We start from the raw sequence: 14,218 nt of genomic DNA, 5'->3' as shown, positions 1-14,218 counted from the left end.
TGTGAGCATTGCACCCCCCCGTGCGAAGCTGCCACGCCGTCGCAGCTCTTGCAGTGTACCGACAGGCGACGTGCTCATCCCAGGGATGCCCGTCTCATCGCTCCGCGCGAAAGTCGCCGAGAGTGAACGCCTACATTGGCCTAGTGCTTACAGATGAGGACGTGCGCTTGCTCGTCGAAGCAGGCAGCGAGACCCGGCGGGTCGAGTTCAAAGCCGCCGGGGACCTGAACACCAAGGACTATCTCGCAGTGGTCGCTCGCGCGTGCTTAGCCATGGCCAATATGCGCGACGGCGGGCACGTCGTCCTGGGTGTGGACGATAAACAACCGCTGGGTCCCAACAGCGGCATGGACAGCCATCTCGTCGCGCAGTGGACTGACGTCGACAACGTCATGAGCAAGATCAACGCCTACGCAGCCCCCCCCAGTGCAGCTCGCTGTGGCAGAGCGCGCGCTGCCGGACGGTCGGTCCGTCGTCGTGGTCGAAGTCAAAGAATTCGATCTCGTGCCGGTCCTCTCCAAGCGTGCCCACCAGCAGAACATCCACGTGGGCCGGCTCTACACCCGGTCGATGGCAAAGGCGGAAACCAGCCCGCAGCAAACGCCGAACGAGTTGCGCGAACTGCTGCAACTCGCCGTCGAGAAAGGTGTCCGGGCGTACCTGCAAACCGCGCGCAATGTCGGTTTTGGCGCAGCGCTCGACGCGCCTCCGCCCTTCGGGACCGAACGAGACACCTACCTGCAGCGCGCCGACTCGCAGGCCTATATCGACTGCCCGCGTTTGATGGCATGGGTGCACCCGGTGCACTATCGGCCTGACCAAATCGAGTACGAGTCGCTGCAGGCAACCCTGAACGGTTCCGCCGTGTCGGCCGATGCGACACTCCCCGACCTGCGCTCTGTGGAGCGCGGCGCGACGTATCTGTTCGGGAACACGCACGGGCCAGCGTTGCAGACTTGGGCGTTGTTTCAATCTGGACAATTCCTTCTCGTTCGCCCCCTGCCCACGAGATTCGGCCCCGATCCGGGCGGAGTGGGCGCCGGTGAGGGTGGCACTCACTATCTGCCCCTTTCCCTTCCGGTGCACTTCATCACAGACGTGGCGCACTTCGCCGCGCGCCTGCAGCAACGGGTAGCGCCGGACCAGCCCTTCTCCGTGTCGGTATCGCTGGTGGACGCTCAGGGCTGGCAACTCACTGCACGCAAGCTCGGACGCCCATTCCTTCACGAGTACGCGATGGCCGACGACAATTGGACGCAAACCGAGATTTTGCCGCCGTACTTTGACGAGGGCCAGCACAAGCCCGTCGCAGCCGAGCTTGCCCGCCAACTCTTCCAGCGCTTCGGATGGAAAAATGCCTCGAAGGAGGTCGTCGCCAGTGTGCAAGACAGCCTCCTCGACCGCTATTGAACGCCGGTGGCGCGTTGCTCGCTCGCTTGTTGTTTCTGCGCCGGGCGTCCCGCCGCGCACGCGAGCACACCCCCGGATAGGGTTACAGCTCACCTGAAAGGCCTGCATGACGAAGTTCAGCGGCGCGATACAACAATCCCTCGCGCAATTCCTCGAACGCGAGGCAACCCACTCCTTGCTCGACAGCCTTTACCTGCGGTACGAGATTGGGGTGCCCACCGACCGCAGTATGAACAAGCTGCAGAAGGCCAACTACCTGGTCGGTCAGCTCAACAGGCGCGAGAAGCTCGACCAGCTCATCTCGTACATTTCGACGCCGGCCTCCGGAATGAGCCGGCAGTTTGGTAAGGGCAGCCCGGAATCTCAGGACTTCTGGCAGCAGATGGATGGACACGTCCCCTCGCCCGGCGCGACGCCACCCGTCGCGGCACATGCCCCGAGACGGCAGTTCGCTCGCCCGGGGACTTCCGCTCCTGAACCCCGAAAAGCCGCGGAGGCCCATACAAGTCGTTACGTGTTCGTCGTCCACGGGCGCGACACCACGGCACACAAATCACTTGTTGCTTTCCTCACCTCACTCGATCTGCGGGTCGTGACCTGGGACGAAGCGACAACGCACGCGGGGGGCGGCACCCCGCACACGCTCGACATCGTGCGGGCGGGCATTGACATGTCCGACGCCGTGGTTGTCCTGATGACGCCCGACGACCTGGGATACGTCAAACACGACTTCTTCCAGCCGGGTAGGGATGATCCACGGGAGGCTTCCCCCTCGGGCCAGGCGCGCCAGAACGTCATCTTCGAGGCGGGGTGGGCGATGGCTCTCCGCCCGGACAAGGTCGTGCTCGTGCGCATTGGAGACGTGCGTCCCCTCAGCGACATAGATGGTCTCAATTACGTCTGGCTGAGAAACGACGTGGATAGCCGTCGCGCGCTCATCACGCGTTTGATCAATTGCGAGCTCGCAGTCCACCAGAACCACGAGGGATGGCGCACTGCAGGCACGTTCCCGGAGGGATAACACGGAGGACCGCGACCGTCGAACTGACTGGGCCGGACTCACGGTGACAGGACTCGCTACCCGCCTCAGCGGGCGAATGGCCCGTTCCGCAGGACCAGCGCCCGGCAGACGTCGACACCGTCCAGCAGCCCCGGCTGGTGCGCTGGCGGGAAAGCCGAACGCAGTCGCTTCACCTCAGCTCATCACCAGTGTTGCCCCCCCTGCGCGACGGGGACATACCCAACGACACCGCCACCGAGAATCGTTCGTATGCGATGACGACCGTTCGAGTACCGTCCGTCGTGGCCAACGGCGATGGGATCTGTGATGAAGGAGAGCGTCAGCTCAGTCTGCCGTGATCCTTCGGCCAACCCCATTGTGTCCGCGGTGACGAAAGTGGGTACGGACGGCGCAGGATGAGGACGTTGAAGGTAGGAGACCGCGCTCCTTATCGCCGCGTCCACGTCAACGCCCTGAACGTACTGGCAGTCGGGAGCGTGGCGTCCATCCTCCGTGAGTCCGCACGAACGCCGACACCGATGCAACTCTCGGTTGCCATTGTTGACGTCGTCGACCCACCAGTCGCGCAGTTGTCTCACGTCTACCAGCGTCAGATCAGACAGCATCACCGGCCCCCGTGTACGAAACATCATCGGTCGCTGCAGCTCGTCGCCTGTCACAGTCACAGAGTAGGGGGCGCGCCGAGAGGAGACATTGACCGGGCTCTCTGCTCCCCTCCGGGGCGCAAGTCCGCCGGCGCCGACCGGGGTGGCGAGATGGCCCGTCACGAGAGCCGCGGCCGACTCCTGCGGCCCCCAGAGGTCCACCCGCGACGAGGTCACGGCCAGCGCCCCCGAGTGGGAATCGATGTCGGACACTCGTGGTTGAATCAAGTGTCAGTTCGATGATTCTGGAGGAACGATGAGCGAGAACCTCGCGACCCGAGTGCGTGACGCACGCAACGCGCTCGGCCTAAATCAGCGGGAGGCCGCAAAGCGAGCGGGGATCTCCCAGTCGACCTGGCAGCGTATCGAGGACGGCAAAGAACCCACGCTGGGTCAACTGGGCGCCGTGGCGAATGCGCTGGGTCGAACTGTCGAGTCGATATCGGTCAGCGGCCCGGTGCGCGAGCGTCTCGTGTCGGTCACGCGGCTGAAGAGCCGCAACCTGTCCGAGTCGGAGAACCAAGAGCTGGGATCGCTCCACGACCGCCTCGACTACCTCATGGAGTTGGACGCGCACTTGCGGTACACGAAAGTGGGCGCCCATGCGTGACATGGACTTCTCGCAGGACGATCTCGGGGAGTCGCGTGCACGCGAGTTTCAGAGTCGATACGAGATCACCGCACCGGTGCTCGACCTACCTGCCATCGCCAGTCGGGTCTTCCATGCTGACGTCGCCTTCATGAAAATGCCGGCCGTTGCCGACGCCGTCACCAAACGGGACCCGGAGACGGAGGTGGTTCTCATTGCCATCGCCACCTCGGACAACCCCGAGCGTCAGCGCTTCTCACTCGCTCATGAGATTGGCCATCTCGTCTTCGGGCATCTGCACACTCCCGAGAAGGACGACGCGAGCGAGCTGCAAGCGCATGCCTTCGCCCGGCACCTCCTCCTGCCACGCCATGAGCTCGAGGCGTTCTTCACGGGGGGTGGCAACGACGGTGGCGGCCTCCGGATGCTCTCGAACATCGTCGAGCACTTCCGCGTCTCCGGACAGGTCGCTGCCATCCAACTCCGGCGCTTCGGATATATCGGAGAGTCTCTCGCGTCAGAATGGTCGAGCGCGGAAGCGTCATCGCTCGCTCTTCGATACGGCTGGGCCGACGCGCGCGACATCCGGGTCAAAGAATCCCTGACTTCTCTCCCGCCAGCACGGATGCTTGCCAACGCCACGGACGCCTATCTGCTGCACCAGCTGCCGTTGGAAGCGGTCGCGGTCGTGGAGGGCGCTCCGGTGGAGCAACTGCGACGCCGGTTTGAGGCTGAAGGTATTGTTCCCCCGGTGACCGGAGGGGAACTCTCACTCGATGACCTCTAGGTTGGATGTCACAATTTTGGACACAGGCCCATGCCTGCGTTTCATGGGAACGGGTCACACAGATGTGCTCCTGGGTGTCCTACAGGCGGTCAGTGCTTCCGTTCTCGTTCCGCAAGACGTTGCCGACGAGGTGGGCTACAAGTCGACGGAGATCCTGCCGTACACGCGCGCTGCATCCAACCTGCAGGGAGCCGCACGGCGCAACCGACTCGCCATCGCCACCCACCAGGTTGGGGACGACGAGGTCCTCGACAGGTGGGTATCAAAACTCTTCGGATTCCCCCGCGCGGAGGTGGCGCACCGCGCCAAAGACCTCGGCGAGACAATGGCTGTCGCCCACGCCGCTGCACTAAGAGAACATGGTGAAAGGGTGGTCGTGGTGGTGGACGACGGCGGCGGTCAACGCCTGACCAATCAGCACGGCCTCGACTTCATCAGCTCCCTTACCGTTCTCGGCAAAGCGGCACTACTCGGCCTGGTGCCCGATAGGGCCACCATGACCAGCGTCTACGCGGACATCTCCCGACATAGCAAGGGCCTGCCCGCCATCGACGATCCCATTGTGCAGTCCCGGTTGTTCGCCGACACAGTTTTGTACGGCAGCCAGGCGGACCGGTTGACCTAAGCCGGCCGGTCCGGTCGAATTCTCGACCTTGGTGCGTCCGCGGCGTTCGGGTCGCATTCGAGCTCACTGACGAGCATTCGCGGATGAGCTAGATGAAAATGGAGCGGCTCGACGACTCACGCCGCGACCTCACACAAGCCTCACGCCCCCTCCGAGAGGCTTAAGGCAGTCCCCCCGCCAGCGGAATCCGCCACCCGACCGCTTACCCAACGAGCGCAACTCACTCGCTCCAGCAGAACGCGCGAGGCGCCACCAGGCCCAGAAAACACCTCCGGCCAGGTCCGATTTCGGGCCTGGCCCGGACGGAGATTTGAGATACGGGGACAAAATCCCTGAGATAAGGGGATACCCCGTGGTGGCGAGTGAGGGATTCGAACCCCCGAATGCAATGCAGTCTGATTTACAGTCAGATCCCTTTGGCCGCTTGGGTAACTCGCCAGGTGCGCACCCGTCCGGCTTGTTCAGTCGACCGGAGGCGCGATAGACCACTCTACTATCCCGCGGGCGATGCTCGAAACCATCGCCGACCTCACTCCGGCGTGCGCAGCAGAGCACCCTCGTGGCGGCAGGTCGCGGCCGCGACGTCCATGGCGCGCGAGAGCACGGCATCCCACTCACCCGCATCCGCGGGCAGCCGGTCGCGCACGAGCGCGGCGGTGGTGGCGAGCACGGCGTCGCCCCCGCCCATCGTGTCGATGATGCGTCCGGGCAGGTCGGAGATGCCCCGCGAGACGGTCGTCGCACCCGCGTCGATCGCGGCCCCACCGGCGCCGTACGTCGCGAGCACGGCCTCGACGCCCAGGCCGACGAGCTTCTTCCGCAGGTCGTCGAGCGGCGCGTCGTAGAGCAGCTGCGCGTCGTCTTCGCCGACCTTCACGAGAAGGGCACCGGATGCCGCCTTCTCGAACCCGCGCACGAACTCGCCGCGATCCCGCAACATGCCGCTGCGGGGGTTGGGGTCGATCGCGAGCGGGGTGGAGGCGGATGCCGTGGCCTCCACCAGCAGCGCGGTCTGGTCCGCGTCGTCGAAGGGGAAGCAGCTGACCACGACCATGGGAGCCGCGGCAATCGCTGCACGTTCGGCCTCGCCGTACGCCACACGGCGGTTCTGGGCGGCCTCGTTGAAGACATAGACGGGCTCGCCCTCGGGCGAACGCGTGCTCACCGCGCGCGACGACCCGTGCGGCGCGGGACTCGCGAGCAGTTCGACGTCGTACTCGGCGAGGAAGGAGCGGATCTGCTCTCCCGCCGCATCGTCCCCGACCATTGCGAGGAGCGTGGCCGGAACGCCGAGCCGCGAGAGCCCCACGGCGACGTTGAGTGCGGCCCCGCCGACGAACTCGCGCACGCCGGTGTCGTCGCGGATCTCGTCGATGAGCGCGTCACCGACGACGACCACCCGTCCGGTCATCGCGACACCTCGGCGGCGTCGAGCACACGGGCGACGAACTCCTCGGTGCGGCGCTTGGCGCCGTCGATCTTGCGGTCGACGCTCGCACGGATCTCGCTGGGCGCGAGAGGGGCGGCGAGGCGCACGGTCTCGTGGCACGACATGTCGGCGCAGATGTACGTGCCCACGGTGTCGCCGTGCTCGCCGGCGGTGCCGGCCTTGCGCGCGGTGAACAGCGCGACCTGGTCACCGGGCTGCATCGTGTGGCAGAGGTTGCACATCGCCGAGCGCGCCCGCGACTGTCCGTCGGCCACGCGCAGCACGATCGCCGCGGGCTCACCCTCGTGCTCGGCGACGATGTAGCCGCGTCCGCGGGTGCGAGGGTCGCGCCACGCGAGGAAGTCCAGGTGATCCCAGTCGGTCAAGACGAAGTCGTGGGGCAGGCTCATTACCCGCAGTTCCTCGGGTGCGGCGTTGACGAACGCGTCGCGGACCTCGTCTTCGGTGAGTGCTCGCATGGCATCCGAGTCTACGAGCGCCCGGACCACCCGGGGCGGGCCCGACCGCGATGTCCAGGGGGTGCACGAGCGAACCTCCCGAATAGAATCGAGCCATGGCTGATTCTTCGTTCGACATCGTCTCCAAGATCGACCGGCAGGAAGCCGACAACGCGCTCAACCAGGCGCACAAAGAGGTCGAACAGCGCTACGACTTCAAGGGCACCGACGCCTCCATCGCCTGGAGCGGCGACTCGATCGTCATCAAGGCGAACTCGGAAGAGCGCGCGAACGCCGTGCTCGACGTGTTCCAGACCAAGCTCATCAAGCGCGGCATCTCGCTGAAGAGCCTCGATGCGGGCGAGCCCGTGCCGAGCGGCAAGGAGTACCGCATCACCTCGACTCTCAAAGAGGGCATCTCGCAAGAAGACGCCAAGAAGGTGAACAAGATCATCCGCGACGAGGGCCCCAAGGGCGTCAAGTCGCAGATCCAGGGCGACGAGCTGCGCGTGCAGTCGAAGTCGCGCGACGACCTTCAGGAAGTCCAGCGCATCCTCAAGGCCGCCGACCTCGACGTCGACTTGCAGTTCACCAACTACCGCTGACGCGGAACTCGGCCGCAGAGCCGAAAAGGACCGTCGGGGCACCACGCCCCCGACGGTCCTTTTCCGTCTGCGTTACCCCGAGCGGCACATCCCGGCAAGGGGCGGACGTGAAACGGCATCCGGCCCCCAGACTCCCGAAGCGGCCGCGAACGACGCGGAGCGCAGAGACACGGGGCATCCCCGCGGGAGTCGAGATGGCCAAGCACACCCTGGAGCGGCACACCCGCACTGACGCCGACGATCCCGAAGACGGACGCAAGCCAGATGCACCCACCGACCTGCACGAGCGCTCGTGGAAATACGTGCTGCGCAAGACGCTGCGCGAGTTCAGCGCCGACCAATGCACCGACGCCGCAGCCGGCCTCGTCTACTACGCCGTGCTCGCGCTCTTTCCGGCGCTGCTCGCGATCTTCTCGATCCTCGGCGTCGTCGGCCAAGGGGATGCCGCAGCGGAGGCCGTCATCGGCATCGTCCGCGACGTCGCGCCCAGCGCCGCCGACACGCTGGCCGGCCCCATCGAGCAGATCGCCGGTTCGCCGGCCGCCGGGTTCGCCCTCATCAGCGGAACGGTCCTCGCCCTGTGGTCCGCCTCCGGGTACGTCGGAGCTTTCAGCCGCGCGATGAACCGCATCTACGAGATCGACGAAGGTCGGCCGTTCTGGAAGCTGCGCCCGATGCAGCTGGTCGTGACCCTGATCGCCGTCGTCGCCCTCGTGCTCGTCGCCCTCGGACTCGTGATCAGCGGCCCGGTCACGACCGCGATCGGTGAGGCACTTGGACTCGGCGAGGGCGTGCAGGTCGCCTGGGACATCGCGAAATGGCCGGTCATGCTCCTGGTCATCGTCTTCCTCGTGGCGGTGCTCTACTACGCCACCCCGAACGCCAAGCAGCCGAAGTTCCGGTGGCTCAGTCTCGGCGCGATCATCGCCATCGTGGTGCTGGCCGCCGCCACCGCCGGGTTCGGCTTCTACGTCGCGAACTTCTCGAACTACGACCGCACCTACGGCTCGCTCGCCGGCGTGATCGTCTTCCTGCTGTGGCTGTGGATCGCCAATCTCGCACTGCTCTTCGGCGCCGAGTTCGACGCGGAGCTCGAGCGGGGGCGTCAGCTTCAGGCCGGAATGGCCGCGGAGGCGGACATCCAGCTTCCGCCCCGCGACACCCGCCAGAGCGACAAGCGGGAGAAGAAGGAAGAGGCTGACATCGCCGAGGGCCGCCGCATCCGTCGAGGCGCCGGTCGCGACGAGGCCCCCGCGGCCGTCGCGCGCCCCGCGCCCCAACGTCGCCGACGCTGGTGGCAGCTGCGGCGCAAGTGAGGGCGCGCGGCTAGCATCGTCTCCGAACGCGCACCTCGGTTGCGCCTCCCCACCACCTTTGGAGCACGCCATGGCCGTCCGCGTCGATCTGAACATCTCGCTCGACGGGGTGGCGATGCCCGCCGACCCCACCCCCGAGAACCCGATGGGTGAGGACTGGGGCCGGCTCGTCGCCGATTACATGGCCACGAGGACGTTCCGCGAGCGCGTCTTCCGCGACACCTCCGGCGCGGGCACGACCGGCGTCGACGACCGCTACGCCGCCGGGTACTTCGAGGGCATCGGCGCCGAGGTGATGGGCGCGGCCATGTTCGGCCTGCACTCCTTCCCCGACGACCCCGACTGGCGCGGGTGGTGGGGTGACGAGCCGCCCTTTGAGGTGCCGGTGATCGTGCTCACGCACCGCGAGCGCGCACCCCTCTCTTTCGCCGACGGCACGCGCTTCGAGTTCTCGTCGGAGAGCATCACGGATGCCGTGGCCCGGGCGACCGACCTCGCGAACGGCGCGGACGTGCGAGTCGGTGGTGGCCTCTCGACGGTGCGCTCCGCGCTGGCTGCGGGTCTCGTCGACCGTCTGCACGTCGCCGTCCGCCCCGTGATCCTCGGGCGCGGCGGCCGCCTCTGGGACGACCTGCGCAACCTCGACGAGGACTACACCGTCACCTCCGAGGTCGCCGAGAGCGGCGTCGTGCACGTCACCTTCGCGCGGTGAGCGCGGAGAGCCCGATGGAGCAGCCCCTCAGCCCACTCACGTGCCCGACGTGCGGCGACCCCCTGCGGTTCGAGATCCTCGATGACGAGCGGTTCCTCGTCGCGTGGTCGTGCGTGAACTGCGGACTGATCCGCACGACCGAGCCGGTGTGAGTCGCGGGGGCCTGTCAGCCCTCGATGCCGTTGATCATCTGGGTGATCTCGCGCTCGGTCTCGCGACCGATGTTGCGCTCCTCCATCAGCGAGGGCATGTCGCTGTCGTCGTCGACGGAAGGGTTCTCGAACGGCTGCTTCTGATCCTTTTCCATGGATCGATGCTCACACGCGGAAACGGCGACCGCGAGGGGCTTGCGCGTCAGCGATCGCCCCGCAGGGCGGCATCCGTCCACTCCACGCAGTCGACCTCTCCGCGGAACACCGCCTCTTCGCGCTGACGCAGTTCGACGCGGCGGATCTTGCCCGAGATCGTCTTGGGCAGCTCGAAGAACTCGACGCGGCGCACGCGCTGGAACGGGGCGAGCCGCTCGCGCGCGAAGCGCAGGATGTCGAGGGCGACCTCCTCGCCCGCCTCGTGACCGCCGGCGAGCACGATGTACGCCTTTGGCACGGCGAGGCGCAGCTCGTCGGGTGCGGGAACGACCGCGGCCTCCATGACCGCCGGGTGCTCGATCAGCACGCTCTCGAGCTCGAACGGACTGATCTTGTAGTCCGACGCCTTGAAGACGTCGTCGGTGCGGCCGATGTAGGTGATGCTGCCCGTCTCATCACGTCGCGCGACGTCGCCGGTGTGGAAGAGCCCGTCGGCGAACGCCTCGGCGTTGCGCTCGGGGTCGCCCACGTACCCGGTCATGAGGTTGACGGGTCGCTCGGCGAGGTCGATGCAGATCTCGCCCTCGTCGGTGCGCTCGCCCGTCACCGGGTCGACGAGCACGACCGGGCATCCGGGCAGCGGCCGCCCCATCGAGCCCGGCACGAGGTCGGCGCCGGGGGTGTTCGCGACGACCGCGGTCATCTCGGTCTGCCCGTACCCGTCGCGGATGTCGAGGCCCCACGCGCGCTGCACCGAGGCGATCACCTCGGGATTGAGCGGCTCGCCCGCCGACACGACCTCGCGCAGCGACCCGCGACGCCCGGTCAGATCGGCCTGGATGAGCATGCGCCACACTGTCGGCGGCGCGCAGAAGGTGGTGACGCGGTCGTTCTCGAGCTCCGTGAGCAGGCGCTCCGCCGAGAAACGCGAGTAGTTGAGGGCGAGCACCGTCGCCCCGGCGATCCACGGGGCGAAGAACAGGCTCCACGCGTGCTTGGCCCACCCGGGCGAACTGATGGCGAGGTGCACGTCGCCGGGCTGCAGCCCCAGCCAGTACATCGTCGTGAGGTGGCCCACCGGGTACGACGAGTGCGTGTGCTCGACGAGCTTGGGCTTCGAGGTGGTTCCCGAGGTGAAGTAGAGCAGCAGGCGCTCGTCGGCGGTGGTTCCCGGATGCCGAGCGGGCTCCGCCTCGATGGCGAAGGCGTCCGAGTAGGTCGCCCACCCCGCGTGCGAACCGCCCACGACGATGCGACCGAGACCCTCGGGCAGGTCGTCGAACTTCTCGGCATCCGTCGCTCCGACGACGACATGGCGGATCTCGGCGCGCGCGATGCGGTCGGCGAGGTCGACCGAGCCGAGCGCCGTCGTGGTCGGGGCGATGACGCCGCCGAGCTTCATGATGCCGAGCATCGCCTCCCACAGCTCGACCTGGTTGTCGAGCATGAGCAGCACGGTCTCGCCGCGGCGGACGCCCCGCGTCTCGAGCCACGCGGCGACCTGGTCGGAGCGCCGCGCGAGCTCGTCGAACGTGCGCTCGTGGTGCGTGCCGTCGTCGTCGACGACGATGAGCGCCGTGTCGCCGTTGCCGCGGGCCATCGGGTCGAACCAATCGATCGCCCAGTTGAACGGCCCCTCGAACTGCGGCCACGAGAAGTCCGCGGCGGCGGCGGGGTTGGAGCGGACGGCGAGGAGGTGGTCGCGAGCGGCGCGGTAGTGCTCGGTCGCGGACGCGGCGGTGGGGGTCATGGAGCTCCTTCGAACGCGTTCTACGCTAGACCTCTCATGCCGGCATCGAGCGCGTCGAAGGCCCGAGCCCTGGCATCCGGAGCCGACAGGAAGACGTCGTGCAGGGCCCCGTCGATGCGCGTGATGGTGACGGTGCTCGAGATGCGGGTGGCGGCGCGGGCGATGTCGTCGACGACGAGCACCGAGTCGGTCGCGCGCATCGCGTCGTTCCACGACAGGGCCGGGGTCGAACGCGCCGAGAGAAGCACGAGCGCCGGGCAGCCGACGTCGACTCCGGATGCCACCCGCGCGTGCCCCGCGATGATCGCGGCGAGCCAGCCGGGGTGGGTCGGGAAGCCCTGCGCCGGGCGCCACCCCTCGGGGCTGTCGGGGAGAGTGCCGAGATCGCGCTGGGCGCGCGTGTAGAAGCCGAGGTCGACCACCGGATGAGTGCCGAGCGGGTCGAAGCGGGCGCGCGCCTGCACGATCGGCGCCAGGGCCTGGCGCGCGAGCGGGCCGAGCTGCAGTTCGAGCCACGGGCTGTTCAGCACGAGAGCGTCGGCGACGCCCGGATGCCGCGCGGCCCAGAGTGTGAGGGTGAGGCCGCCCGTGCTGTGGCCGAGGAGCACGAGGCGTCGCCCCTCGGCGGACGTGCCCATGACCTCGAGCGCAGCCGCGATATCGGCGTCGTACACGTCGAGGGCGGCGACGTAGCCCGGCGCCTGGCCGGGCCGCAGACTCCGGCCGTACTTGCGCAGGTCGAGGGCGTGAAAGCGCGCCCCGCGGTCGGTGAAGAAACGCGCGAGGTCGGTTTGGAAGAAGTAGTCCGACCAGCCGTGCACGTACAGCACGTCGACCTCGCGCAGGGCGCCGAACAGCCGGGCGCCGGCATGGGGACGGGAGCGGACGAGGGTGGCGACGACCTCGCCCTCGGCATCGCTGCCCAGCGGCAGCGTCTGCTGCTCGAACCCGTCGCCGAGAATGTCCGGTCGCCACTCCCCCATCGCCCCAGCCTACGACGGGCGTTTTCCTGAGGCACCGGCCCGGCTTGCCCGTGCCGAACTCCGGAGATCTCGCGTCGAACGGGCCCGCGCAGCCGGTTCAAGGGGGTTCACCGGCCGAATCTCCGGAGTTCGGTACCGCCGCCCGCGCGAGAAGAGCCGCCCGCGTCGACACGACGGGGCGGCTCTTCAGCGGGGAGGATTACTCGCCGCGCGAGATCTTGATCATCTCGTCGCGGGGCACGACCTTGATGCGCGCACGCTCGTGCGGAGCACCGAGGGCGACCTCGTGCTCGTCGAGGCGGTGCCAGCCGTCGAGGTCGGTCCAGCGCACGCCGCGCTCCTCGAGCAGAGCCGGAATGGCGTCTTCCTCGGGGTGCTCGGGGCGCCACCATTCGGCCTGGTCGTTGATGACGTGGCGCACCGTCTCCATGGCATCTGACTTGGTGTGGCCGATGAGACCGACGGGGCCGCGCTTGATCCAGCCGGTCGCGTACAGACCCGGCATCCGCGAGTTCGAGTCGGCCGACAGCACCTGGCCCTCGTGGTTGGGGATGACGCCGTGACGCTCGTCGAAGGGGATGTCCTTCAGAGGAGAGCCGAAGTAGCCGACGGCGCGGTAGATCGCCTGGATCGCGACCTCGCGGATCTCGCCGGTGCCGACGACCCCGCCCTCGGCGTCGGGCTTCGTGCGCTCGTACCGGAAGGCGGAGACCCGGCCCTCGTCGTCGGTGACGACCTCGAGCGGCTTCGCCCAGAAGTGCAGGTGCAGGCGACGCGACGCCTCGCCCCCGGCGTTGTTCACGCCCGGGCGGGTGCGCCACTGCTGCAGCACGCGGTCGATGACCTTGACCTGCTTGTTGGTCTCGATCGCGGTCTTCGAGGCCTCGTCGTAGTCGAAGTCCTCGTCGTAGACGACCATGTCGACGTCGCGCAGCTCGCCGAGCTCGCGCAGCTCGAGCGGAGTGAACTTCACCTGGGCGGGACCGCGACGACCGAAGACGTGCACGTCGGTGACCGGCGAGGCCTTGAGCCCCTGGTACACGTTGTCGGGCACCTCGGTGGGCAGCAGGTCGTCGGCGTGCTTGGCCAGCATGCGGGTCACGTCGAGGGCGACGTTGCCGTTGCCGATCACGGCGACCGACTCGGCCTGGAGCGGCCATTCGCGCGGCACGTCGGGGTGGCCGTCGAACCAGCTGACGAAGTCGGCGGCGCCGTAGGAGCCCTTCGCGTCGATGCCGGGGATGTCGAGGTCGGCGTCGCGGATGGCGCCGGTCGAGAAGATGACCGCGTTGTAGTGCTTCTTGAGGTCGTCGAGGGTGATGTCCTCGCCGAAGCGCACGTTGCCGAAGATGCGGATGTCGCCGCGGTCGAGCACCTCGCGCAGGGCCGTGACGACACCCTTGATGCGCGGGTGGTCGGGGGCGACGCCGTAGCGGACGAGACCGTAGGGCGCGGGCAGCTGCTCGAACAGGTCGATGGAGACGTCGAACTGACGCTCGGACTTCAGCAGGATGTCGGCGGCGTAGATACCGGCGGGGCCGGCTCCGACGATGGCGAGGCGCAGCTTCGTCATGGGTTCCT

Annotated in this window: 15 protein-coding genes, 1 tRNA gene and 1 pseudogene; 10 read left to right on the top strand and 7 right to left on the bottom strand. The window is 67.5% G+C overall.

Going from position 1 to position 14,218, the window contains the following annotated elements:
* Nucleotides 1-20: 20 nt before the first annotated feature.
* The 6 genes and pseudogenes from FS769_RS17240 to FS769_RS08780 all read left to right on the top strand — a co-directional run.
* Nucleotides 21-317, top strand: a pseudogene (locus FS769_RS17240) (helix-turn-helix domain-containing protein); the annotation flags it as partial.
* A 121-nt stretch (nt 318-438) separates the two neighbouring features.
* Nucleotides 439-1,410, top strand: coding sequence for a hypothetical protein (locus tag FS769_RS17070; RefSeq protein WP_260979725.1), 972 nt, complete (start codon nt 439-441; stop codon nt 1,408-1,410).
* Between the two features lie 106 nt (nt 1,411-1,516).
* On the top strand, nt 1,517-2,431 hold the full coding sequence (locus FS769_RS08795) for a TIR domain-containing protein (protein WP_144832525.1): 915 nt from the start codon (nt 1,517-1,519) through the stop codon (nt 2,429-2,431).
* Between the two features lie 900 nt (nt 2,432-3,331).
* Nucleotides 3,332-3,685, top strand: coding sequence for a helix-turn-helix transcriptional regulator (locus FS769_RS08790; RefSeq protein WP_144832522.1), 354 nt, complete (start codon nt 3,332-3,334; stop codon nt 3,683-3,685).
* Entirely contained in the window at nt 3,678-4,451 is a 774-nt protein-coding gene (locus FS769_RS08785; protein WP_144832519.1) for an ImmA/IrrE family metallo-endopeptidase, read from the top strand. The genes FS769_RS08790 and FS769_RS08785 overlap by 8 nt, the downstream gene beginning before the upstream one ends.
* A gap of 43 nt (nt 4,452-4,494) precedes the next feature.
* Complete coding sequence (locus FS769_RS08780; RefSeq protein ID WP_144832516.1) at nt 4,495-5,076, top strand: hypothetical protein; 582 nt, start codon at nt 4,495-4,497, stop codon at nt 5,074-5,076.
* Between the two features lie 353 nt (nt 5,077-5,429).
* Here FS769_RS08780 and FS769_RS08775 read toward each other — a convergent pair.
* The 3 genes from FS769_RS08775 to FS769_RS08765 form a co-directional block, all read right to left on the bottom strand.
* Nucleotides 5,430-5,514, bottom strand: a tRNA-Tyr gene (locus FS769_RS08775).
* A gap of 91 nt (nt 5,515-5,605) precedes the next feature.
* Nucleotides 5,606-6,487: a PfkB family carbohydrate kinase gene (locus FS769_RS08770; RefSeq protein ID WP_144832513.1), complete on the bottom strand. Its 882-nt coding sequence runs from the start codon at nt 6,485-6,487 to the stop codon at nt 5,606-5,608.
* Entirely contained in the window at nt 6,484-6,984 is a 501-nt protein-coding gene (locus tag FS769_RS08765; protein ID WP_144832510.1) for an FBP domain-containing protein, read from the bottom strand. Before FS769_RS08765 ends, FS769_RS08770 begins: the two co-directional genes overlap by 4 nt.
* Before the next feature lie 95 nt (nt 6,985-7,079).
* Between FS769_RS08765 and FS769_RS08760 the strand changes: the two genes are divergently transcribed.
* The 4 genes from FS769_RS08760 (at nt 7,080) to FS769_RS16840 (ending at nt 9,748) form a co-directional block, all read left to right on the top strand.
* On the top strand, nt 7,080-7,568 hold the full coding sequence (locus tag FS769_RS08760) for a YajQ family cyclic di-GMP-binding protein (RefSeq protein WP_144832507.1): 489 nt from the start codon (nt 7,080-7,082) through the stop codon (nt 7,566-7,568).
* Between the two features lie 194 nt (nt 7,569-7,762).
* Nucleotides 7,763-8,884, top strand: coding sequence for a YihY/virulence factor BrkB family protein (locus FS769_RS08755; RefSeq protein ID WP_222123916.1), 1,122 nt, complete (start codon nt 7,763-7,765; stop codon nt 8,882-8,884).
* Nucleotides 8,885-8,954: 70 nt separating this feature from the next.
* Complete coding sequence (locus tag FS769_RS08750; protein WP_144832504.1) at nt 8,955-9,596, top strand: dihydrofolate reductase family protein; 642 nt, start codon at nt 8,955-8,957, stop codon at nt 9,594-9,596.
* Entirely contained in the window at nt 9,593-9,748 is a 156-nt protein-coding gene (locus FS769_RS16840; protein ID WP_186325512.1) for a hypothetical protein, read from the top strand. Before FS769_RS08750 ends, FS769_RS16840 begins: the two co-directional genes overlap by 4 nt.
* 14 nt (nt 9,749-9,762) lie before the next feature.
* Here FS769_RS16840 and FS769_RS16835 read toward each other — a convergent pair whose 3' ends face one another.
* The 4 genes from FS769_RS16835 to FS769_RS08735 form a co-directional block, all read right to left on the bottom strand.
* Nucleotides 9,763-9,903 carry a hypothetical protein gene (locus FS769_RS16835; protein ID WP_176786349.1) on the bottom strand — a complete coding sequence of 47 codons (141 nt, stop codon included), beginning with the start codon at nt 9,901-9,903 and terminating at the stop codon, nt 9,763-9,765.
* 47 nt (nt 9,904-9,950) lie between these two features.
* Entirely contained in the window at nt 9,951-11,654 is a 1,704-nt protein-coding gene (locus FS769_RS08745) for an AMP-binding protein (RefSeq protein ID WP_144832501.1), read from the bottom strand.
* 20 nt (nt 11,655-11,674) lie between these two features.
* Complete coding sequence (locus FS769_RS08740; protein WP_144832499.1) at nt 11,675-12,637, bottom strand: alpha/beta hydrolase; 963 nt, start codon at nt 12,635-12,637, stop codon at nt 11,675-11,677.
* Nucleotides 12,638-12,836: 199 nt separating this feature from the next.
* The gene (locus FS769_RS08735; protein ID WP_144832495.1) at nt 12,837-14,210 is read right to left on the bottom strand and encodes an FAD-dependent oxidoreductase; all 1,374 of its coding nucleotides are present in this window, start codon (nt 14,208-14,210) and stop codon (nt 12,837-12,839) included.
* Nucleotides 14,211-14,218 lie beyond the last annotated feature (8 nt).

Origin of the sequence: Microbacterium sp. BH-3-3-3, assembly GCF_007679045.1 — a bacterium.
Classification (GTDB): Bacteria; Actinomycetota; Actinomycetes; order Actinomycetales; family Microbacteriaceae; genus Microbacterium; species Microbacterium algihabitans.
Note: the sequence above shows the minus strand (reverse complement) of the source record. Positions and strands in the feature narration are given on the sequence as shown.